This is a genomic window from Roseovarius sp. (assembly GCF_030373445.1).
Lineage (GTDB): Bacteria > Pseudomonadota > Alphaproteobacteria > Rhodobacterales > Rhodobacteraceae > Roseovarius.
On the sequence record NZ_JAUCYU010000002.1, the window covers coordinates 111,582 to 130,989 of the forward strand.

Annotated in this window: 22 protein-coding genes; 13 read left to right on the plus strand and 9 right to left on the minus strand. The window is 66.5% G+C overall.

Translation table 11 applies throughout. The features are described from left to right. From glpX to QUV18_RS04050, 3 genes are all read right to left on the minus strand, one after another. Complete coding sequence (gene glpX, locus QUV18_RS04040; protein ID WP_300892149.1) at positions 1 to 963, minus strand: class II fructose-bisphosphatase; 963 nt, start codon at positions 961 to 963, stop codon at positions 1 to 3. Between the two features lie 98 nt (positions 964 to 1,061). Further along, positions 1,062 to 2,348: a homoserine dehydrogenase gene (locus QUV18_RS04045; RefSeq protein ID WP_300892150.1), complete on the minus strand. Its 1,287-nt coding sequence runs from the start codon at positions 2,346 to 2,348 to the stop codon at positions 1,062 to 1,064. Positions 2,349 to 2,729: 381 nt separating this feature from the next. Continuing rightward, the gene (locus QUV18_RS04050; RefSeq protein ID WP_300892151.1) at positions 2,730 to 3,062 is read right to left on the minus strand and encodes a hypothetical protein; all 333 of its coding nucleotides are present in this window, start codon (positions 3,060 to 3,062) and stop codon (positions 2,730 to 2,732) included. Positions 3,063 to 3,166: 104 nt separating this feature from the next. Between QUV18_RS04050 and QUV18_RS04055 the strand changes: the two genes are divergently transcribed. The 3 genes from QUV18_RS04055 to QUV18_RS04065 all read left to right on the plus strand — a co-directional run bounded on the left by QUV18_RS04055 (position 3,167) and on the right by QUV18_RS04065 (position 4,568). Next, a complete protein-coding gene (locus tag QUV18_RS04055; RefSeq protein WP_300892152.1) occupies positions 3,167 to 3,754 on the plus strand; it encodes a TetR/AcrR family transcriptional regulator in 588 nt (195 codons plus the stop codon). Between the two features lie 293 nt (positions 3,755 to 4,047). Then, positions 4,048 to 4,251 (plus strand): dodecin family protein, encoded by a 204-nt coding sequence (locus QUV18_RS04060; RefSeq protein WP_300892153.1) that lies wholly within the window; start codon positions 4,048 to 4,050, stop codon positions 4,249 to 4,251. 209 nt (positions 4,252 to 4,460) lie between these two features. Further along, the gene (locus QUV18_RS04065; RefSeq protein ID WP_300892154.1) at positions 4,461 to 4,568 is read left to right on the plus strand and encodes an LPXTG cell wall anchor domain-containing protein; all 108 of its coding nucleotides are present in this window, start codon (positions 4,461 to 4,463) and stop codon (positions 4,566 to 4,568) included. A gap of 42 nt (positions 4,569 to 4,610) precedes the next feature. Here QUV18_RS04065 and QUV18_RS04070 read toward each other — a convergent pair whose 3' ends face one another. Next, positions 4,611 to 5,009, minus strand: a complete 399-nt coding sequence (locus QUV18_RS04070) for a hypothetical protein (protein WP_300892155.1) — start codon at positions 5,007 to 5,009, stop codon at positions 4,611 to 4,613. A gap of 11 nt (positions 5,010 to 5,020) precedes the next feature. Beyond that, positions 5,021 to 5,554, minus strand: coding sequence for a redoxin domain-containing protein (locus QUV18_RS04075; protein ID WP_300892156.1), 534 nt, complete (start codon positions 5,552 to 5,554; stop codon positions 5,021 to 5,023). Positions 5,555 to 5,627: 73 nt separating this feature from the next. Here QUV18_RS04075 and QUV18_RS04080 point away from each other — a divergent pair, with 73 nt between their 5' ends. Further along, positions 5,628 to 6,236 carry a TetR/AcrR family transcriptional regulator gene (locus QUV18_RS04080; protein ID WP_300892157.1) on the plus strand — a complete coding sequence of 203 codons (609 nt, stop codon included), beginning with the start codon at positions 5,628 to 5,630 and terminating at the stop codon, positions 6,234 to 6,236. 36 nt (positions 6,237 to 6,272) lie between these two features. Here the strand turns inward: QUV18_RS04080 and QUV18_RS04085 are convergent, their stop codons facing one another. Continuing rightward, positions 6,273 to 7,184 carry a pirin family protein gene (locus QUV18_RS04085; RefSeq protein ID WP_300892158.1) on the minus strand — a complete coding sequence of 304 codons (912 nt, stop codon included), beginning with the start codon at positions 7,182 to 7,184 and terminating at the stop codon, positions 6,273 to 6,275. 160 nt (positions 7,185 to 7,344) lie between these two features. Here QUV18_RS04085 and QUV18_RS04090 point away from each other — a divergent pair, with 160 nt between their 5' ends. Further along, positions 7,345 to 7,830: a hypothetical protein gene (locus QUV18_RS04090; RefSeq protein WP_300892159.1), complete on the plus strand. Its 486-nt coding sequence runs from the start codon at positions 7,345 to 7,347 to the stop codon at positions 7,828 to 7,830. Positions 7,831 to 7,837: 7 nt separating this feature from the next. Here QUV18_RS04090 and QUV18_RS04095 read toward each other — a convergent pair whose 3' ends face one another. From QUV18_RS04095 to QUV18_RS04105, 3 genes are read right to left on the minus strand one after another with little or no spacing between them, the layout of a single operon-like run. Beyond that, positions 7,838 to 8,407 carry a TadE/TadG family type IV pilus assembly protein gene (locus tag QUV18_RS04095; RefSeq protein WP_300892160.1) on the minus strand — a complete coding sequence of 190 codons (570 nt, stop codon included), beginning with the start codon at positions 8,405 to 8,407 and terminating at the stop codon, positions 7,838 to 7,840. Continuing rightward, entirely contained in the window at positions 8,407 to 8,943 is a 537-nt protein-coding gene (locus QUV18_RS04100; RefSeq protein WP_300892161.1) for a TadE/TadG family type IV pilus assembly protein, read from the minus strand. The genes QUV18_RS04095 and QUV18_RS04100 overlap by 1 nt, the downstream gene beginning before the upstream one ends. Next, positions 8,940 to 10,673, minus strand: coding sequence for a VWA domain-containing protein (locus QUV18_RS04105; protein ID WP_300892162.1), 1,734 nt, complete (start codon positions 10,671 to 10,673; stop codon positions 8,940 to 8,942). Before QUV18_RS04105 ends, QUV18_RS04100 begins: the two co-directional genes overlap by 4 nt. A 361-nt stretch (positions 10,674 to 11,034) precedes the next feature. Between QUV18_RS04105 and QUV18_RS04110 the strand changes: the two genes are divergently transcribed. From QUV18_RS04110 to QUV18_RS04145, 8 genes are all read left to right on the plus strand, one after another. After that, the gene (locus QUV18_RS04110) at positions 11,035 to 12,468 is read left to right on the plus strand and encodes a Glu/Leu/Phe/Val dehydrogenase (protein WP_300892163.1); all 1,434 of its coding nucleotides are present in this window, start codon (positions 11,035 to 11,037) and stop codon (positions 12,466 to 12,468) included. A 6-nt stretch (positions 12,469 to 12,474) separates the two neighbouring features. Beyond that, positions 12,475 to 13,068 carry a DUF6151 family protein gene (locus QUV18_RS04115; protein WP_300892164.1) on the plus strand — a complete coding sequence of 198 codons (594 nt, stop codon included), beginning with the start codon at positions 12,475 to 12,477 and terminating at the stop codon, positions 13,066 to 13,068. A gap of 217 nt (positions 13,069 to 13,285) precedes the next feature. Next, entirely contained in the window at positions 13,286 to 14,539 is a 1,254-nt protein-coding gene (locus tag QUV18_RS04120) for a sarcosine oxidase subunit beta family protein (RefSeq protein WP_300892165.1), read from the plus strand. A gap of 115 nt (positions 14,540 to 14,654) precedes the next feature. Then, a complete protein-coding gene (locus QUV18_RS04125) occupies positions 14,655 to 15,290 on the plus strand; it encodes a YceI family protein (protein ID WP_300892166.1) in 636 nt (211 codons plus the stop codon). Positions 15,291 to 15,300: 10 nt separating this feature from the next. After that, a complete protein-coding gene (locus tag QUV18_RS04130; RefSeq protein ID WP_300892167.1) occupies positions 15,301 to 15,585 on the plus strand; it encodes a sarcosine oxidase subunit delta in 285 nt (94 codons plus the stop codon). Then, positions 15,582 to 18,512 (plus strand): sarcosine oxidase subunit alpha family protein, encoded by a 2,931-nt coding sequence (locus tag QUV18_RS04135; protein ID WP_300892168.1) that lies wholly within the window; start codon positions 15,582 to 15,584, stop codon positions 18,510 to 18,512. Before QUV18_RS04130 ends, QUV18_RS04135 begins: the two co-directional genes overlap by 4 nt. Continuing rightward, positions 18,505 to 19,056, plus strand: a complete 552-nt coding sequence (locus QUV18_RS04140) for a sarcosine oxidase subunit gamma (RefSeq protein ID WP_300892169.1) — start codon at positions 18,505 to 18,507, stop codon at positions 19,054 to 19,056. Before QUV18_RS04135 ends, QUV18_RS04140 begins: the two co-directional genes overlap by 8 nt. 39 nt (positions 19,057 to 19,095) lie before the next feature. Then, on the plus strand, positions 19,096 to 19,404 hold the full coding sequence (locus QUV18_RS04145) for a hypothetical protein (RefSeq protein ID WP_300892170.1): 309 nt from the start codon (positions 19,096 to 19,098) through the stop codon (positions 19,402 to 19,404). Positions 19,405 to 19,408 lie beyond the last annotated feature (4 nt).

Genomic DNA, 19,408 nt, shown 5'->3' on the forward strand with positions numbered 1-19,408 from the left:
TCAGAGCGGGTGGCGGCAGGTCATCCGGCGGCGTTCCCCGGTCTTGGACCTGAGCAGCAGGGTTTCGGTCTCGATGCTGTCGCCGCGCGGCTTGAGCCCTGCGACGAGGGAGCCGGTGGTCACGCCGGTGGCGGCGAAGATCACGTCGTCGGTGACCATCTCGTCGCGGGAATAGATGCGGTCGAGATCGGTGATCCCGGCCTTCTCGGCGCGGCCCTTCTCGTCATCGTTGCGGAAGAGGAGCCGGCCCCAGATCTGGCCGCCGAGGCACTTGAGCGCGCCCGCCGCCAGCACGCCCTCGGGTGCGCCGCCGGAGCCCATGTACATGTCGATGCCGGTGGCCTCGGGGTCGGTGCAATGCATCACGCCCGCCACGTCGCCGTCGCCGATCAGGTAGACGGAGGCGCCCACCTCGCGCAGCTCGGCGATGGTGTCCTGGTGGCGCGGGCGTTCGAGCACGCAGACGGTGATGCCCGACGGTTCGCAGCCCTTGGCCTTGGCCAGCGCCTCGACCCGTTCGCGCGGGCTCATGTCGAGCGAGACCACGTCCTTGGGGTAGCCCGGGCCGACGGCGAGCTTGTCCATGTAGACATCGGGCGCGTGCAGCATGGTGCCGCGCGGGGCCATCGAGATGACCGTCAGCGCGTTGGGCATGGCCTTGGCGGTGATGGTGGTACCTTCGAGCGGGTCGAGCGCGATGTCGACGCCGGGGCCATTGCCGGTGCCCACTTCCTCGCCGATATAGAGCATCGGCGCCTCGTCCCGCTCGCCTTCGCCGATCACCACGACGCCGGCGATGTCGAGCTTGCCCAGCTCCTCGCGCATGGCGTTGACGGCGGCCTGGTCGGCGGCTTTCTCGTCACCGCGGCCAATGAGCGGGCGGCAGGCCAGCGCGGCCTGTTCCGAGACCCGGGCGAGGGCGAGCGACAGGATCGTGTCGTCGAATTTGGCGGCGTCGGACATGGAAACTCCTCAAGGAAATGGGCCGGGGAATTGGGCCGGACGGTCGGGCAACAGCATTAGCGGCGGGGTCGGGCCGGCACAAGGGCCGGCCACCGGGTTCAGACGGATTCGATGCGCAGGGCGACCGGTTGCAGGGCCATCACGTCGAGCCGTCCCATGGCCTCGAGCGCCTCGTCGAGGGCGCTGCGGGTGGTGCGGTGGGTGACGATCAGCACCGGCGCGGTGTTGTCCTTGTGCTTTGTCTGGCGCATCCGGTCGATGGAAATGCCGGCATTGCCGAGCGCCGTCGCCACCTTGGCCAGCGCGCCGGGTTTGTCGTCGAGCGCCATGCGCAGGTAGTAGGGCGCGGGCGTGGCCGTTTTCGCCGGGGTGGCGCGGGTGAGCGCGGCGGCCGGTACGCCGAAGGTGGTGCAGCGGAAGCCGCGGGCGATGTCGAGCACGTCGCCCATCACCGCGCTGGCGGTGGGGCCTTCGCCCGCGCCGGGGCCGCGCAGGACGATCTGCTGCACCTGGTCGCCTTCGAGCACGACCATGTTGGTGCCGCCCTCGAGCTGGCCCAGCGGGCTTTTCTTCGGCACGAGGCAGGGCGACATGCGCTGTTCCAGCCCGCGGCCGGTCATCTGCGCCACGCCCAGAAGCTTGATGCGGTAGCCAAGGTCGTCGGCATGGCGGATATCGGCGATGGTGACCCGCTCAATCCCTTCCAGTTCCACGGCGTCGAAATCAACCTGGCAGCCGAAGGCGATGGCCGACAGGAGCGACAGCTTGTGGCCCGCGTCGATACCGCCCACGTCGAGCGTCGGGTCGGCCTCGAGGAAGCCCAGGGCGTTGGCCTCCTCGAAGACCTCGTCATAGGGCAGGCCGCCCGATTGCATGCGGGTCAGGATGTAGTTGCAGGTGCCGTTCATCACGCCCATGACACGGGTGATCTCGTTGCCGGCAAGTCCTTCGGTAAGCGATTTGACCACCGGGATGCCGCCCGCGACGGCGGCCTCGAAGCGCAGCACGGCGTCGTTTGCCTCGGCCAGTTCGGCGAGGGATTGCCCGTGATGGGCGAGCATGGCCTTGTTGGCGGTGACCACGTGTTTGCCGGCCTTCAGCGCGGCCTCGGTCGCGGCCTTGGCGGGGCCGTCGCTGCCGCCCATGAGCTCGACGAAGAGGTCGACATCGTCGCGGGTGGCCAGCGCCACGGGGTCGTCTTCCCAGGCGTAGTTCGACAGGGTCACGCCGCGGTCCTTGTCGCGGGTGCGTGCCGAGACGGCGGAAATGGTGACCGGGCGGCCGGCGCGGGTCTCGAGCAGCTGGGCTTTCTGGCGGATGATCTTGACGACACCGGTTCCGACGGTGCCGAGCCCGGCGATGCCTAGGCGCAGGGGGGTGGTCATTTGGGCGCTCCGATCAACAACTCAACTTCGCGGAAAGGTCTGGAATGGGCGTGTAAACGCTTGGTGCGGGGCTTGCAACGCGGGTTTTGTACGGGTGATGGCGGGTGCACCGTGCTCCGCGCGGAACAAGGGCGAAGCCCGCCGCGCATCGACGGGCCGTCCCGTCGCACCGGAGGTGCGCCGCCTATACACGGCACGCCTTTGGCGTGACGGCACGGCGTTCCGGAGAGGGACATGCGGCATCGAGATGGTGGAGGGGGCTGGCGGGCGTAAAGTGGTGGCCATCGGCGTTGGATCGCCATACCACGGCCCGTCGATGCGCGGCTTGTCGAGGTTTCAAAAGACCTTTCGCAAGCTTCCCGTGTCACCATGCGACCCGGCTCAGCCCTCGTCTTCGTCCATCTCGATCGTCTGGTTCAGCCTGTCCCTGTCGGCCTCGCCGATCACCTCGCCCCTGAGCCTTGCGGCGCGGGCCTTGAGGCTTGCGGCGCGGGCGTCGATCTCGGGCGCGGGGGAGGCGGCATTGCCGAGCGTCGTGCCGTCGGCCGAGGGGGGCCGTGCCGTCGCGCGGGCGCGGAGGGTTTCGGCCGGAACGAGCGCCGGGTAGTCGGACGCCCAGGCCTCGTCGCTGACCACGGCATCAAGCTGCGGGAAGGACCCGCAGCCGGCCGCCAGCGCGGCGGCGCAGAGGACGAGGGAGAGGCGCAGGGGCATCGGCGCTGTCCTTGGAAATCACACTGTCTCTTCCTTGCCACTTTTGCGTGGGGGAGGGCAAGTCGGGCGTTGATCTGAACAGGCGTTCAATTATGCTGCGGCCCATGGCAAGAACCCAGGGCTCTCATTCCGGGATCACCGGCCCGAAAGTGCGCGAGGCGGCGCTGAAACTCTTTGCGGACAAGGGGTTCGCCGCCGTGTCCATGCGCCAGATCGCGGCCGAGGTGGGGGTGCAGGCGGGCGCGCTCTACAATTATACACCTGACAAGCAGACGCTTCTGTTCGACCTGATGAAGACCCATCTCGAGGACCTGCTGGCCGCGCAGGAGGCGGAGGGGACGCGGGAGATGCCCTTTCCGGCGCTGCGGGAATTCACCCGGTTTCACATCAATTTCCACAACGAGCGGCCCGAGGAGGTGTTCATCGCCTACATGGAGCTGCGCAACCTGAGCCCCGAGAATTTCGGCGTGATCGAGACGCTGCGCCGGACCTATGAGCGGCGGCTGGAGGACATCCTGCAGCGGGGCATCGACAAGGGGGTCTTTGCCATCGCCGACACGCGGATCGCGGCGATGGCGCTGATCGCGATGCTGAACGGGGTGAATACGTGGTTCCGGGAGGGCGGTCGGCTGTCGCTGGCGGAGGTGCAGGAGCTGTACTGGGACATGGTGCGCAAGTCGGTGGCAGCCTGAGGCGCGCGAATCGGGGTTAACGGGCTGATTTGGCTGGGAAACCGCTTGTCGGTATCGCGTCGGTATCGCGTCGGTATTCTGTCGGTGTTTTTCACGGTGCGGCACCGGGTTGATGTGGCGCGCGGTGGGGGGTGGCGCAAGATGTGGTTTGGCACGCAACGGGGATAAAACCCCGCCGATGGCGACCGCTGCCCCGCGGCGATCCGCCGACGCCGGCAGGCAGGCGGCAGGCTGGCAGGAACAGGGGCGGCGGGGGTCATGTTGACTCGGTGCAATGATAAAGGAGGCAGTCCATGACCGTTGCACGCGTAACAGAACTTTCCGCGGTGTCCCCCAACAGCTTCGACGATGCCGTCGAGAAGGGGATCAACCGCGCGTCCGAAACCCTGCGCAACGTGAAGAGCGCCTGGGTCAAGGATCTCAACGTCGAGGTGGATGGCGGCAAGGTTTCGGCCTACCGCGTCAACATGGAAGTGACCTTCATCCTCGACGACTAGAACGTTTCGGCGATGCCGGAGAGAAAAGCAGGCCGCGCCCCGAGGGGTGTGGCCTGTTTTCGTGTGTCAGCGCCGTTTTCCGCGCGGAAAACGGGACAGAAAATGCGCATTTTCTGTCCCGGAATTTTCGAAAATTCCGGGGCCCGTGGCGACGGGTGGCATTCTTTTAACAGGCCGGGCAGGGTGGTGCCGGAAAAGGGAGGTGCGGCATGGTCTTCGGGCATTGGAACCAGACGGGGGTCGATATCTGGTTGACGCTGATCGGGATGGCGGTGGTCGGGCTGGTGCTGCTTTACGTGGTGCGGCGGAAGAAGTGAGGGGGCGGCCCGTGGGCGGGCCGGCCCCGTTGGTGAGCAGGGTCAGGCGGCTTCCGCGTCGGGGCGGCTGAAATTCACCTCGCGGATCACCTGCCAGCGGCCGTCTTCGAAGACGAAGTCGATGCTGAGGTCGATCATCATCTTCGGCCCGCCCACGGGGATCTTGCGGGAGATCAGCACGTGGCCGCGATGGCCGGTGACGGTGAGGCGGTGGAGGTGGAACCAGAGGTGGTCCTCGGGTGTCTTGTCGCGGAACGTCTCCTGCAGCATCGCCATGAACTCCTGCTTCTGCAGGGTCATCAGGCGGCCGTCGATGCCGAGGTCCATCACCTCGATATCCTCGTGGTAGATGGTGTCGAGCATGGCCATGTCGGCGCGCACACCGGCCTGCATGAGCTCTTCGAGCCGGGCGCGGAGGGTGGTTTCGGTGGGCTGGGTCATGGGGGTTCCTTTCAGGCGTGGGTGCCGTTGATGGGGGTGTTGGCGAAGGCGCCGCGGCGGAAGCCGATGCCCTTGGCGATCCATGCGAGGTCGGGGCGGGCGAAGGGGACGTTGGAAATGTCGGTGATCTGGAGGTTTCCGGTCTCGTCGATGACGAAGAGGCCGGGCTCGGCGAAGGGGGCTTCCACGTCGCGTCCATTCTGGGTGCCGGAGATGTAGAGGCCGAGTTGCTGCATCTGCGGGATGGTGAGCCCGTAGGCCACGTCGAATTGCGGTGCGACCTCCTCCATGTGGGCCGTGGCGCGGGCCTCGGTGTCGGCCGAGACGGCGAGCACGTCGGTGCCCTGGGCGGTGAAGTCGGGCAGGCGGTCGTTCAGCTCCTTGAGGTAGGTGGTGCAGAGCGGGCAGTGCTTGCCGCGGTAGACGAGGGTGAGCTGCCAGTCGAAGCCGTCGCGGGGGGTGGCGAGGCTGCGCGTGCCGCCGGAGAGCACGGGAAGGTCGATCGCCGGAAACACCGATCCGGCGGCGAGTTTCGGGGTGGTCATGGGGAGCCTTTCGCTTTATATATCGAACGGTACAAATATGTCGGGCGGCGCCGGGCGGGTCAAGGATTATATATTGAACGATACAAAAAAATTAGGACGGCCGCGCAGCTTCGACTATGATGCGGCGCTGAGGCAGGCGATGCATGTCTTCTGGACGATGGGCTATGACGGGGCGTCGCTGCGCGATCTGAAGGGGGCGATGGGGATCACCGGCCCGAGCCTTTACGCGGCCTTCGGCGACAAGCGGGAGCTGTATCTCAAGACCATCGACCATTACCGCGATGCGGAGGGCTGTGCGCCCCTGGTGGCCTTCGAGGCGGAGGAGGACATCGCGGCGGCGATCCGCGCCTTCCTGGTCGAAATCATCGATTCCGCCACCGGGCACGAGAGCGGGGCGAAGGGGTGTTTCCTGGCCTCGAGCGTGGCGACGACGGCGGGGCAGGTCGACGGCGTGTCGGAGCGGTTGCAGGCGGCGATCGAGGAGGCGCAGGCCCGGCTGACGGCGCGGTTCGAGCGGGAGGTGGAGAAGGGCACGCTACCGGAAGGATTCCCGTCAGAAGAGCGGGCGGCGCTGCTGTTCGATATAAGGCAGGGCTACATGTTCCAGGGCCGCGCCGGGGTGGCGCGGGAGGCGCTGATGCGGGATCTCGACGCGCGGGTTCGGCTGTTGCTGTCGGAGTGAGCCGGGCCGCGGCGATGCGCGGCCCGGGGTATTGCGTCAGTGGGCGGGCTTGATGAAGGTGCCGTTGCGAAGTTCGCTCATGGCGGTCATCAGCTCTTCGCGGGTGTTCATCACGATCGGCCCGTGCCAGGCGACCGGCTCCTGGATCGGCGCGCCGGAGACCAGCAGAAAGCGCACGCCCTCGTCGCCCGCCTGCACGGTGATCTCGTCACCGGTGCCGAAGCGGATCAGGGTACGGTTGCCCGACATGTCGCGGATGTTCACCTCCTGCCCGGCGACCTCCTTTTCGAGCAGCACGCCCGAGGGGGCCGAGGCGTCGGCGAAGGCGGCGGAGCCTTCGAAGACATAGGCGAAGCTGCGGCGGTAGGTGTCGACCTTGAAGGTCTTTTTCACGCCTGCCGGCACCGAGATGTCGAGGTATTGCGGATCGGCGGCGATGCCGTCGACCGGGCCGGTCTTGCCCCAGAAGCTGCCCACCACGACGCGGACGGTGGTGCCGTCATCGTCGGTGATGACGGGAATGTCGCCGCCCTTCACGTCCTGGTAGCGGGGCGCGGTCATCTTCAGCGAGGAGGGCAGGTTGGCCCAGAGCTGGAAGCCGTGCATCTGGCCTTGCGGGTTCCCCTTGGGCATCTCCTGGTGCATGATGCCCGACCCGGCGGTCATCCATTGCACGTCGCCCGCGCCCAGCGTGCCGGTGTTGCCCAGCGAGTCGCCGTGCTCAACCGTGCCCGACAGGACATAGGTTATCGTTTCGATGCCCCGGTGGGGGTGCCACGGGAAGCCCTGCGCGTAGTGCTCCGGCAGGTCGTTGCGGAAATCGTCGAAGAGCAGGAACGGGTCGAGCTCGGACGGGTCCTGGAAGCCGAAGGCGCGGTGGAGGTGGACGCCGGCGCCTTCCATCGTGGGCTGGGCGGGGCGTTGTTCGAGGATGGGTCTGAGGGACATGGGATGGTCCTCCTTTCCCGACAGATGTAGAGATTTGCCGGCGCCGCACCAGTGGGGCGGGTGGCCGGTTCCGGCAGGGCGTTTGTGCGCGGATGCGCAAATCCCCCTCGCGCGGGGGCGGCGAACCGGGTAGACGCGGGCGTAGCGAGGGAGAGTGCGAATGCGCGACGATGAGACGGTGCTGGCGGTTGTCCGCGCCTCGGCCATGCGGCGGGGGCTGGGGGTCACGATGCTGGCGGTGCTGGGGTTGCTGCTGATCTATACCGGGATTGCCAGGCCGCCGGCCCAATTCGCCTGGCAGGCCTTCCTGGTGGTGATGGGGATCATCGCGCTCTGGGGCGCCGAGCGGATGCGCCGGGCGACGCGGGCGGCGGTGGAGCTGACCGAGGCGGGGCTGCGCACCAGCGAGGGCGAGGAGATCGCGGCGATGGAAGAGATCGCATCGGTCGACCGGGGGGCCTTTGCCTTCAAGCCGTCGAACGGGTTCATCCTGCGGCTGAAGGGCCGGGCGCCGGGCCGCTGGCAGCCGGGGCTGTGGTGGCGGTTCGGGCCGCGCGTGGGCATCGGCGGGGTGACGCCGGGCGCGCAGGGCAAGGTGATGGCCGATATCATCGCCGCGAAACTGGCCGAGCGCGAGGCGCGCTGAGCCCGGTTTACGAGCTGCACGCGTCGAAGCACAGCTTCGGCGCGAAACGCAGGCTGGTGAAGACCCGGGTGTCGATGTTGATCTTGTCGCTGTAGACCAGCGAGAACAGCGAATCGTACTTCGAGACGCTTTCGACCACGATCAGCTCTTCTCCGTCGTTCATGATCGGGAAACGGTCGTGCTCGCTGGCGGTGTTGGTGGTGGTCAGCGCGGTCATGCGGTCCTCGCCGCGCACCTCGGACCACTTGACCTCGTACCGGTCGTCGGTCTCGTTGTAGCGGACGATGGTGACGCGGACCTGGTTGGTGCCGCTGTCGTTGGAGATCTCGTCGAACAGGATCTTGACGTTGTCCATGTAGGTGTCGGTCACGACCGACTGTTCGCGCGAGAGCAGGTCGGCGATGGTGTAGGTCGCCTTTTCGCGCACGCTCTTGTAGCGGTGAACCTCGAAGAACTCGTAGGAAGCGCAGATCGTCCAGAAGAGGAGCGGGAAGGCGATCACGGACTCGACCGTGAACGAGCCGCGCTCGTCATCGCGGAAGGTTTTCAGCAGGTGCTTGAGATACAGCCAGGACATCAGAGCGGCTCCTGCACGAAGGCGGTCATGGAAACGATCGAGGATTGGCCGTTGGCATCCTTGGTCAGGGCGCTGCCAAGCGCGTCATCGGGAAAGAGCGGGTCGAAGCGCAGGCAGGCGCGCAGCAGCATGAGCTGGTTCTGCTGGCCGTTGACGAACTGCTTCACCGGCTTGGTGGGCTCGGCCGAGTCGGTACAGTCGGCGGTGGTATCGAGCGAGTTGAAGACCCGGATGTCGGCCGAGCGCATCTCGAGCCGAAGGGTCGTCGCGCAATCGCGGATCATCAGGGCGTTGTCGCAGATGATATCCTTGATCTCGTCGTGCTGCGGGGCGGTGCCGGTGCCGAGGCGGATTTCGCGCACGGCGATGTCGAGCCCGCGTTCCAGCAGGGTGTGCCGCAGGGTGACGAAACCCAGCTCGATCGACATCAGCATGAGGGCGAGATAGGCCGGGAAGACCAGCACGAACTCGACCGATGCGTTGCCGCCCTCGTCGCGCAGGAAGCGGCGCAGCTCGTATCCGAAGGGGCCGATCATTCCGTGAGCCTCAGGTTCTGCACGTTCGACGCGATGGAGTTGAACGCGGCGCTGATGTCGGTGCCCGAGGCCGGGTAATAGTGGTTGAGCGTCGAGGCGCAGGAGGTCAGCGTGGTTTCGGCGGTGCCGCCGGAGGGCACCTCGAAGCCGATGGTGTAGACGACGACGCCCGCGGTCTTGGTGGCCGAGCAGACGCCCAGCATCCGGGTGTTCTTGGCGGACCCGCTGAGATATTCCGAGCCGACATAGTCGTTCCACGGGCCCCAGTCGCCGGTGATGTCGCCGTAATACTCGGGCGACATCAGCCCCCAGGCCATTTCCCAGGTAAGCCGCTCGGTCGAGATGTAGCCTTCCAGCGTGTTCTCGAGGTCGTTGAATTCCGCGGTCGAGATCCAGTTGTTGGCCACCTCCGGGTCATCGGCTTCGGCCGCGTAAAAGCGGTCGTCACCGGCGTCCCTGAGGTAATAGACCGACATTTCGGGGCCGTTGGCCTCGTATACGCAGGTCCATTTCGACTTGCCGCACTTGCTTTCGTCGTCGCTCTTGGTGTGCTTGAAATCGTGGTAGGCGTACTTGAAGACGCGGTCCTGGTACTTGACGTGGTACAGGTCGGAATGCGCGCCACGGTACTTCGGGTTGCTCTTGTCGAAGAAGTAGGAGGTGGTGTTGGCGCCGTCGCCCATCATGACGATGATTTTCAGGGTCTCCGGCTCGTTATAGTTGGCGGGCACGGTCGAGAGCGTGCCATCGACCTCGCCCGAGGCGATCAGGTCGGCAGACACGGCGCGGAAGGACGGGTCGAGCAGGGCGGCGCCCCAGTTCATGCCCTGGTGGCCGCTGGTGTTCCCCGATGCCTCAAGCGAGTCGATCTTCGCGTGGAGCGCGGTTTCGCTGATCGAGAAGGGCATGATTTCCATGTAGGCATCGGTGTAGCAGGAGCGCCATTCCGGATCGAGGTTGTCGAAGCCGCCATAGACCGACGTGTAGATCATGTGATCCACGGGAATGCCGCTGCTGAGGGCCGAGGCGCCTGTCGTGAGCGTCGCGTGATTGTAATCGTTTTCCTTGAATTTCAGGCAGGTCGAGTAATTGTGCTGCCGGTCCACCGCGAGGGCGTTGAAGATGGTCCAGCCGGGGGTGACCGACCAGCTGAACGGCACGATCGAGATCACGGTATTGCCCGCCTCGGAGCCGTTCAGGACGGTGGTGACGAATTCCTTGGCCGCGGCCTGGAGATTGAGGAGCTTGGTGCCCTTCATCGATCCCGAGACGTCGAGCACGATGACGATTTCCAGTTTCGGCGTGCGCACTTCGGCGGTTGCCGCGCCATAGGCATTGAGCTGATCCACGCCGGACAGCTTCATGATGTAGGTGTCGAGCGTCATGCTGGCCGACGCCTTGACCTTGGTCGAATTCAGGGAGGTCACGATGTCATCGCTGCCCTCGCCGTCGATATCGATGTCGTGCAGGTAGCTGGCCATGTCGCTCTTGGCGAAATAGTCTTCGACGATCGCCTTGACCTCGGCCTTGTCGGTGCCGCGCGGGGCGCCCGCACCGGCAAGCACGGCGGCGTCGAGCGTGGCCTGGAGATGGGCGCGTTCCATTTCGTGGCGCATGGTATCGATCCCGAGACCGGCCATCGCGAACATGAACAGGAACAGGAAGAGGACGAGGATCGTGGCGGCTCCGTCTTCTTCGTCACGGAAGCGCGCGACCCGGCCAGTTGCCACGGCGACGCCCGCCCTTTTTCTGGCCCAACGCCAATACGTCCGGCCCCCCGATACTTCCAGCATTCGGCACCCTCACAAATGTAAAACGCAGAATCGCGCACACTTTTTGACCGGCAAGATATTGCTGACGAGCATGGCACAAATATGGCGAAAGTACGAATTGTTACCGTGGATCAGGTGGTTAACCGGAAACTATGAATTGGAAGCCCGGCCATTGTTGCGCTCTGGTGGCGGATGGCCGCCGGGCCTGCCCGGAAAATCGGCGGGTGGACAAAGCCACACCATGCAGTAACGATACCGTCAAAAAAGATCCGTAGATACCAACAGGACGGACGCGAAACGCAAATGGGAGAGACGTGACATGACAAGCCCCCGGAAGGAGCCGAGTTTCCGCGAAAGCGTGGATCTGATGTTCAACCACGCGGTTGCGCTGATGGATCTGCCGCCGGGGCTGGAGGAGAAGATCAGGGTGTGCAACGCCACCTATACCGTGCGCTTCGGCGTGCGGCTGCGCGGGCAGATCCAGACCTTCACCGGCTATCGCAGCGTGCATTCCGAGCACATGGAGCCCGTCAAGGGCGGGATCCGCTACGCGATGGGCGTGAACCAGGACGAGGTCGAGGCGCTGGCGGCGCTGATGACCTACAAATGCGCCCTGGTCGAGGCGCCGTTCGGCGGCTCGAAGGGCGGTCTGCGGATCGACCCGCGCGAATGGGACGAGCACGAGCTGGAGCTGATCACCCGGCGGTTCGCCTACGAGCTGGCCAAGCGCGACCTGATCCACCCCAGCCAGAACGTGCCCGCCCCCGACATGGGCACCGGCGAGCGAGAGATGGCGTGGATCGCCGACCAGTACCGGCGGATGAACACGACCGACATCAACTCGCGCGCCTGCGTGACCGGCAAGCCGGTCAACGCCGGCGGCATCCAGGGCCGGACGGAGGCGACGGGCCGGGGCGTGCAATACGCGCTGCAGGAGTTCTTCCGCCATCCCGAGGACATCAAGGCCGCGAAACTGTCGGGCACGCTCGACGGCAAGCGGGTGGTCGTGCAGGGCCTCGGCAACGTGGGCTACCACGCCGCCAAGTTCCTGTCGGAGGAGGATGGCTGCAAGATCGTCGGCATCATCGAGCGCGACGGCGGGCTTTGGGACGATGACGGGCTCAACGTCGAGGAGGTGCGCAACTGGATCGCCAAGCATGACGGGGTGAACGGCTATTCCTCTGGCAAGTACGTCAAGGACGGGTCGAGCTTCCTCGAGGAGGAGTGCGACATCCTGATCCCGGCGGCGATGGAGGGGGTGATCAACCTCGACAACGCCGAGCGGATCAAGGCGCCGCTGATCGTCGAGGCGGCGAACGGCCCGGTGACCGCCGGGGCGGACGAGATCCTGCGCAAGCGGGGTACGGTGATCGTGCCCGACATGTATGCCAACGCGGGCGGTGTGACGGTGTCGTATTTCGAGTGGGTCAAGAACCTCAGCCACATCCGCTTTGGCCGGATGGGCCGGCGGCAGGAGGAGGCGCGCCACCAGCTGATCGTGTCCGAGCTGGAGCGGCTCGACGCGCATCTGGGCGATGCCTGGGTGATGTCGCCGGATTTCAAGAAGAAGTACCTGCGCGGGGCGGGCGAGCTTGAGCTTGTGCGCTCGGGGCTCGACGACACGATGCGCACGGCCTACCAGCAGATCCGCGAGGTCTGGCACGGCCGCGAGGACGTGCACGACCTGCGCACCGCCGCCTACCTGGTGGCGATCACCAAGGTGGCGGCGAGCTACCGGGCGCTGGGGCTCTGACCAGGCGTGGCGGGGCGGGAGATCGACATCGCGTGCCGTTGCGGGAAGCTGACGGGGCGGATGTCGGGGATCTCGCCCGCCACGGGCTGCCGGGTGACCTGCCACTGCAAGGATTGCCGGGCCTTTGCCACCCATGTGGGGGCGGCGGATATCCTTGACCGCAATGGCGGGTTCGAGCTGTTCCAGACCTTGCCCGCCAGGTTGAAGTTCACGTCCGGTGTCGAACATCTGCGCTGTCTGCGGCTGTCGCCGAAGGGGATGATGCGCTGGTACGCAGGGTGTTGCGGCACGCCCGTGGGCAACACGCTGGGCACCTCGGGGTGGTATTTCCTGAGCCTGGTCGTCGCGCTGGTGCCGGTGGACCAGGCGGCGGCGCTGGGTCCGAACCGGGGGACGTTCTTTGCCAAGGATGCGCCGGAAGGGGCCAGCCCGCCGGCGGATCACGGGAAATGGACGTTGATGTCGGGGGCGTTCGGGCGGCATTTCGCGGCCATGCTGGGGCTGGCGCCGAAGGGGTCGCCTTTCTTTGAAGGCGGGCGGCCGGTGGTGGAGCCGGCGGTTCTGACGAAAGAGCAGCGGTTGAAGGCGGAGGCGGTTTAGGCCGCGAGGGCCGCGCATCGCCGTGCCGGCGGGGCGGCCCTGCGATGCGCGGCGGTGCGCCCTTGGCGCACCTTGATTCCGCGCGGCGCTTTGCTTTGAGCTCTGCGCTGTCGCCCCCGGACCTGAATTTGTCGAACCGGTGATCGCGTGGCATTCCGCGTGTTGCTATCCGGGGCGGGACTTGCTTCACTCCGGCCAACCAAAGGGGAGTCTTTACATGCGCTTTTCCGGCTTGCGCGTTCTCAAGGAAGGCCTGACGGGCAACAAGGGCTGGCAGGCCCATTGGCGCGATGCCGAGCCGAAAGGCGAATATGACGTGGTCATCATCGGCGGCGGCGGGCATGGCCTCTCGACGGCCTATTACCTGGCCAAGAACCACGGCATCCGCAGCGTGGCGGTGCTGGAGAAGGGCTATCTCGGCGGCGGCAACGTGGGGCGGAACACCACGATCGTCAGGGCCAACTATTTCCTGCCGGGGAACTCGGAATTCTACAGCCACTCGCTCAAACTGTGGGAGGGGCTGGAGCAGGACCTGAACTACAACACGATGCTGTCGCAGCGGGGGCAGATCACGCTGTTTCACTCCGACGGCCAGCGCGACGCGGCGATCCGGCGGGGCAATTCCATCGTCAACCAGGGCGACGAGGCAGAGCTTCTGTCGCTGGCGCAGCTGAAGAAGATGGTGCCCTATCTCGATTACGAGCAGCAGCGCTTTCCGATCCATGGCGCGCTCATTTCGCGGCGCTCGGGCACGGCGCGGCATGACGCGGTGGCCTGGGGCTATGCGCGTGGTGCGAGTGAGCGGGGCGTGGACCTGGTCCAGAACTGCGAGGTGACGGGGATCGACATCGAGGGCGGGAAAGTAACCGGCGTGCAGACCTCGCGGGGCGCGATCAAGGCGAAGAAGGTGGCGATGATCGTCGCCGGGCGCTCGAGCCAGGTGGCGGCGATGGCCGGCATGCGCCTGCCGATCGAGAGCCACGTGCTGCAGGCCTTCGTGACCGAGGGGCTGAAACCCTGCATCGACCACGTGATCAGCTTCGGCATGGGGCATTTCTATATCAGCCAGTCCGACAAGGGCGGGCTGGTCTTCGGCGGCGACCTGGATTTCTACGCCTCCTACGCGCAGCGGGGCAACCTGCCGATGGTCGAGCACGTGATGGAGGCGGGGATGACCCTGATGCCGGCGATCGGCAAGGCAAGGGTTTTGCGGTCATGGGGCGGGATCATGGACATGTCGCCCGACGGCTCGCCCATCATCGACAGGACGCATATCGGCGGGCTCTACCTCAATTGCGGCTGGTGCTATGGCGGGTTCAAGGCGGTGCCGGGCTCGGGCTACTCGATGGCGCATCTCGTGGCCACTGACGAGCCGCACGAGCCGGCGGCGCGGTTCCGGCTGGACCGGTTCCGCACGGGATACGGGCTGATGGACGAAGAAGGCACGGGGATGCAGCATAACCTGCATTGATGGTCTGCGTGGCGAGGTCGGGATAGTGAGTATTTTCGGAACAATGAAAGGCGCGGAGATGAGCTTTGACGGCGGCGCGCGGGGAGAGGGCGGGATCTTGAGTATTTTTGGAAAGATGAAAGCGGTGGGGGGTGCCCTGTGTCTGGCCGTGGGGCTGGGCGGGGCGGCTGTTGCGCAGGACGATCCGCTGCCGGCGGGGAATTACACGCTCGACCCGTATCACTCGACGCTGGTCTTCTCGGTGAGCCACCTTGGGTTTTCCAACTACGTGATGAGCTTCGACAGCTTCGAGGCCGAGCTCGAGCTGGACCCGGCCGATCCGGGGAAGGCAGCGCTGAGCGTGACGGTGGACCCGGCCTCGCTCGACGTGCCGCGGCCGCCGGAGGGGTTCCTGGAGGAGTTGATGGGCGAGAGCTGGCTCAATACGGGCGCGCATCCGGAGATCGGCTTCACCTCGACCGGGATCGAGATGACGGGCGAGGAAAGTGCGACGGTGACGGGGGACCTGACCCTGTTGGGGGTGACGAAGCCCGTGACGCTGGAGGTCACGTTCAACGGCGGTTACACCGGCCACCCGATGGACCCCAACGCGCGGATCGGCTTCTCGGCGGAGGGGGCGTTCAACCGCTCTGATTTCGGCATGGGCTACGGCATTCCCGCGCCGGGCACGACCATGGGCGTGGGCGACGAGGTGACGGTGCGGATCGAGACCGAGTTCACCGGGCCGGCGATGGAAGAGAACAAGGACTGAGGACGGTTTCATGCGGATCACCTGCCCGCTTTGCGGCGCGCGCGACCGGCGCGAATTCTATTACAAGGGCGATGCCGTGGCGCTGGACCGGCCTGATCCGGCAGCGGGCGAGGCGGCGTGGGACGACTATGTTCACAACCGCGACAACCCGGCCGGGCCGACGCGCGAGCTGTGGTATCACGAGAGCGGCTGTTCGGCCTGGCTGGTGGTGACGCGGGATACGCGGACGCACGAGATTTCGGGGGTCGACCTGGCCTCGGACTTGGCGGCGGACGTCGCGGGGGCGGGCGCATGAGGGTCGCGGGCGAGGGGTTGATCAACCGCAGGCGCCGGGTGGAGTTCACCTTCGACGGGCGCGTCTACCAGGGGGTCGAGGGCGATACGCTGGCCTCGGCGCTGCTGGCCAACGATATCCGGCTGATCGGGCGGTCGTTCAAGTATCACCGGCCGCGGGGATTGCTGACCGCGGGGAGCGAGGAGCCGAACGGGCTGGTGACCACGGGGCGGGGTGCCGGGCAGGAGCCCAACATGCGCGCCACGATGGTGGAGCTGTTCGACGGGTTGCAGGCGCGGAGCCAGAATGCCTGGCCGACGCTGGATTTCGACCTGATGGCGGTCAATGACCTGGCGGCGCCATTCCTTGGGGCGGGGTTCTATTACAAGACCTTCATGTGGCCGGCGAAGTTCTGGGAAAAACTTTACGAGCCGGTCATTCGCCGGGCGGCGGGGCTGGGCGCGCTGTCGATGCGGGCCAATGCGGACAAGTACGAGAAGGCCTGGGCGCATTGCGACCTGCTGGTGATCGGGGCGGGGCCGGCCGGTTTGATGGCGGCGTTGACGGCGGCGCGGGCCGGGCTCGACGTGGTGCTGGCCGAGGAGGACACGCGGACGGGCGGGCGGCTCAATGCCGAGAGTTTCGAGGTGGACGGCGTGCCGGGGCGCGTGTGGGCCGAGGAGGTGACGCGGGAGCTGGTGGCGATGGAGAACGTGCGCATTCTCACGCGGACGACGGTGACGGGCGCCTATGACCACGGCACGTATGGCGCGCTGGAGCGGCTGTCGCCGTGGGATGCGGCCAAGAAGGGCGCGCCGCGGGAGTGTTTCTGGCGGATCGTGGCGAAGCGGGCGGTGCTGGCGGCGGGGGCGATTGAACGGCCCATCGCGTTCCAGAACAACGACCGGCCGGGGATCATGAATGCGGGCGCGGTCAGGGCCTACATGAACCGCTGGTGCGTGAGCCCGGGGCAGAGCGTGGCGGTCTTCGGCAACAACGATGACGCGCACCGGACGGCGGCGGACTTGCTGGAAGCGGGCGTGCATGTGAGCGCGCTGGTGGATGCGCGGCATGATGCGGTCACGAGCCTCGACGTGCCGTTCTATGCCGGCGCGCAGGTGTGCAACAGCGAGGGGCGGCGTGGGCTGGAGGCGGTGTCGATTGCCACCGCGTCGGGCATCGAGAAGGTGAAGGCCGAGGCGCTGGCCGTCTCGGGCGGGTGGAACCCGACGGTGCACCTGACCTGTCACATGACCGGGCGGCCGGTGTGGAACGCCGAGATTGCCGCCTTCGTGCCGCAGCCGGGGGCGATCCCGGGGCTGATGACGGCGGGGGCCTGCGAGGGGGTGTTCTCGACCCGCGGCTGTCTGGAGGCGGGCGTGCGGTTGGCATCCGCGGTCTTGGAGGACCTGGGGGTGAAGGCGCCCAAGGTCGATGTGCCGGGGGCCGAGGACAGCGACTATGACATCAGCCCGCTCTGGGCCGTGCCGGGCAAGGGGCGGGCGTGGCTGGATTTCCAGAACGACGTGACCGTGAAGGACGTGAAGCAGGCCGCGACGGAGAATTTCCGCTCGGTCGAGCATATGAAGCGCTATACCACGCAGGGCATGGCGACGGACCAGGGGAAGAATTCGAACGTCGCGGCGCTGGCAGTACTGGCGGACGTGACCGGGCGGGGGATACCGGAGACGGGGACGACAACGTTCCGGCCGCCCTACGTGCCGGTATCCATCGCCGCGCTGGGCGCGGGCGGGCAGGGCAAGGGGTTCGCGCCGCAGCGGTTCACCACCTCCCATGCCGCGAGCGTCGAGCGGGGCGCACCGATGATCGAGGCGGGGCTGTGGTACCGGCCCAGCTACTTCCCGAAGGATGGCGAGCGCACATGGCGGCAATCCTGCGACCGGGAGGTCGGGATGGTGCGCGATCACGTGGGGGTGTGTGACGTTTCCACCCTGGGCAAGATCGACATCCAGGGGCCGGATGCGGGTGCGTTCCTGGATTATGTCTATACCAACCTGTTCTCGACCCTGAAGGTTGGGCGGGTGCGCTACGGGCTGATGCTGCGTGAAGACGGGCACGTGATGGATGACGGCACCACGGCAAGGCTGGGCGAGACCCATTACGTGATGACGACCACCACCGCCGCGGCGGGGGAGGTGATGCGGCACCTGGAATTCGTGCACCAGGGGCTGTGCCCGCAGATGGACGTGCGGTTCGTGTCGGTGACCGAGCAATGGGCGCAGTTCGCCGTGGCCGGGCCGAAATCGCGGGAGGTGCTGAACGGGGTTCTGGGCGAGGCGATCGACGATGAAAGCTGGCCGTTCATGTCCTGCGGGGAGGCGACCGTCGGCGGCGTGAAGGGGCGGTTGTTCCGGATTTCGTTCTCGGGTGAGCATGCCTACGAGGTGGCGGTGCCGGCGCGTTATGGCGCGGCGCTGTTCAGCGAGCTGGTTCGCCGGGCCGAGGCGTTGGAGGGCGGACCTTACGGGATGGAGGCGCTGAACGTTCTGCGCATCGAGAAGGGGTTCATTACGCACGCCGAGATACACGGGCGGGTCACCGCCTTCGATATCGGGATGGGTCGGATGGTGAGCCAGAAGAAGGATTGCATCGGCAAGACCATGGCGGCGCGGCCCGGCCTGACGGACGAGAACCGCGAGCAACTGGTGGGGCTGAAACCCGTGGGCGCGGTGAAGCAGCTTGTGGCGGGCGCGCATCTCTTCAACGAGGGGGACGAGGCCGTGCGCACCAATGATCAGGGCTATATCACCTCGGTCGCCTTCTCGCCCACCTTCGGGCATGTGCTGGCGATGGGGTTCCTGAAGAACGGGCGGGCGCGGATCGGCGAGCGGATCCGCATGGTCGAGCATCTGAAGGGGGTGCAGACCCTGTGCGAGGTGATCGACCCGGTGCAGTTCGACCCGGAAGGAGGGCGCGTGCGTGGCTGAGTTGACGGCAATGACCCCGCTGGACGGGATGGCGCCGCTGGCGATTGGCGGGATGACGCTGAGCGAGGTGGATCTCGGGCGGCTGACCTCGGTCGCGCCTTACAAGGGGCGCGACGCGGCGCTGGGCAAGGCGCTCAAGGCGGCGCATGGCATGGGCTGGCCGGAGCCGAACCGGGCCACCGGGAAAGACGGCGCGCGGGCGATCTGGTTCGGGCAGCGCATGGCGCTGCTGGCGGGGCCGGAGCCGGCGGCGGAGCTTGCCGAGCACGCCGCGCTGACCGACCAGTCGGATGCGTGGACGGCGGTGACGCTGGAGGGGCCGGGCGCGGCCGATGTGCTGGCAAGGCTGGTGCCGCTCGACCTGCGGCCCGGGGTGTTCGCGCCGGGCCATACCGCGCGGACCGAGTTGCAGCACATGATGGCGTCGGTCACGAAGACGGGCGAGGCGGCGTTCCTGATCCTCGTCTTCCGGTCGATGGCGCAGACCCTGCTGCATGACATGCAGACGGCGATGGAAGGGGTTGCGGCACGGGGTCGGCCCTGACACTCTGTCCCGGTTAGGTGTCATGCGGAGGGGTCTGTCGTGTCACGGCTGTGCCTTGCACTGTTACTGAGTATCGCGCTGCCCACTGTTGCGGCGGCGCAGGGCCTGAGCCGCGAGAATTGCCGGGCGACGCGGGATATCCTGGCGCAGGTGATCGAGGGGCGGAAGGCCGGGATGTCGGCCAAGGCGGTGACCGCGCGATTGTCGAAGGGCGAGCAGGCGGTCGACGAGAAATACGTCGAGACCGTGCCGCCGCTGGTGAAGCTGGCCTATTCGCTGGAGCCCGCGATGCTGACCGGGCAGGTGGCGAAGGATTACGAGGCGCAGTGCCTTAGCTATAAGCCGTGATGTG

What these genes read in the sequence shown, in the direction of transcription:
- QUV18_RS04135 (WP_300892168.1), top strand. Translation starts at nt 15,582, where the DNA reads ATGAGGGTCGCGGGCGAGGGGTTGATCAACCGCAGGCGCCGGGTGGAG.
- QUV18_RS04090 (WP_300892159.1), top strand. Translation starts at nt 7,345, where the DNA reads ATGCGCGACGATGAGACGGTGCTGGCGGTTGTCCGCGCCTCGGCCATG.
- QUV18_RS04085 (WP_300892158.1), bottom strand. Translation starts at nt 7,184, where the DNA reads ATGTCCCTCAGACCCATCCTCGAACAACGCCCCGCCCAGCCCACGATG.
- QUV18_RS04125 (WP_300892166.1), top strand. Translation starts at nt 14,655, where the DNA reads ATGAAAGCGGTGGGGGGTGCCCTGTGTCTGGCCGTGGGGCTGGGCGGG.
- QUV18_RS04060 (WP_300892153.1), top strand. Translation starts at nt 4,048, where the DNA reads ATGACCGTTGCACGCGTAACAGAACTTTCCGCGGTGTCCCCCAACAGC.
- QUV18_RS04130 (WP_300892167.1), top strand. Translation starts at nt 15,301, where the DNA reads ATGCGGATCACCTGCCCGCTTTGCGGCGCGCGCGACCGGCGCGAATTC.
- glpX (WP_300892149.1), bottom strand. Translation starts at nt 963, where the DNA reads ATGTCCGACGCCGCCAAATTCGACGACACGATCCTGTCGCTCGCCCTC.
- QUV18_RS04070 (WP_300892155.1), bottom strand. Translation starts at nt 5,009, where the DNA reads ATGACCCAGCCCACCGAAACCACCCTCCGCGCCCGGCTCGAAGAGCTC.
- QUV18_RS04100 (WP_300892161.1), bottom strand. Translation starts at nt 8,943, where the DNA reads ATGATCGGCCCCTTCGGATACGAGCTGCGCCGCTTCCTGCGCGACGAG.
- QUV18_RS04050 (WP_300892151.1), bottom strand. Translation starts at nt 3,062, where the DNA reads ATGCCCCTGCGCCTCTCCCTCGTCCTCTGCGCCGCCGCGCTGGCGGCC.
- QUV18_RS04075 (WP_300892156.1), bottom strand. Translation starts at nt 5,554, where the DNA reads ATGACCACCCCGAAACTCGCCGCCGGATCGGTGTTTCCGGCGATCGAC.
- QUV18_RS04110 (WP_300892163.1), top strand. Translation starts at nt 11,035, where the DNA reads ATGACAAGCCCCCGGAAGGAGCCGAGTTTCCGCGAAAGCGTGGATCTG.
- QUV18_RS04065 (WP_300892154.1), top strand. Translation starts at nt 4,461, where the DNA reads ATGGTCTTCGGGCATTGGAACCAGACGGGGGTCGATATCTGGTTGACG.
- QUV18_RS04120 (WP_300892165.1), top strand. Translation starts at nt 13,286, where the DNA reads ATGCGCTTTTCCGGCTTGCGCGTTCTCAAGGAAGGCCTGACGGGCAAC.
- QUV18_RS04045 (WP_300892150.1), bottom strand. Translation starts at nt 2,348, where the DNA reads ATGACCACCCCCCTGCGCCTAGGCATCGCCGGGCTCGGCACCGTCGGA.
- QUV18_RS04055 (WP_300892152.1), top strand. Translation starts at nt 3,167, where the DNA reads ATGGCAAGAACCCAGGGCTCTCATTCCGGGATCACCGGCCCGAAAGTG.
- QUV18_RS04095 (WP_300892160.1), bottom strand. Translation starts at nt 8,407, where the DNA reads ATGTCCTGGCTGTATCTCAAGCACCTGCTGAAAACCTTCCGCGATGAC.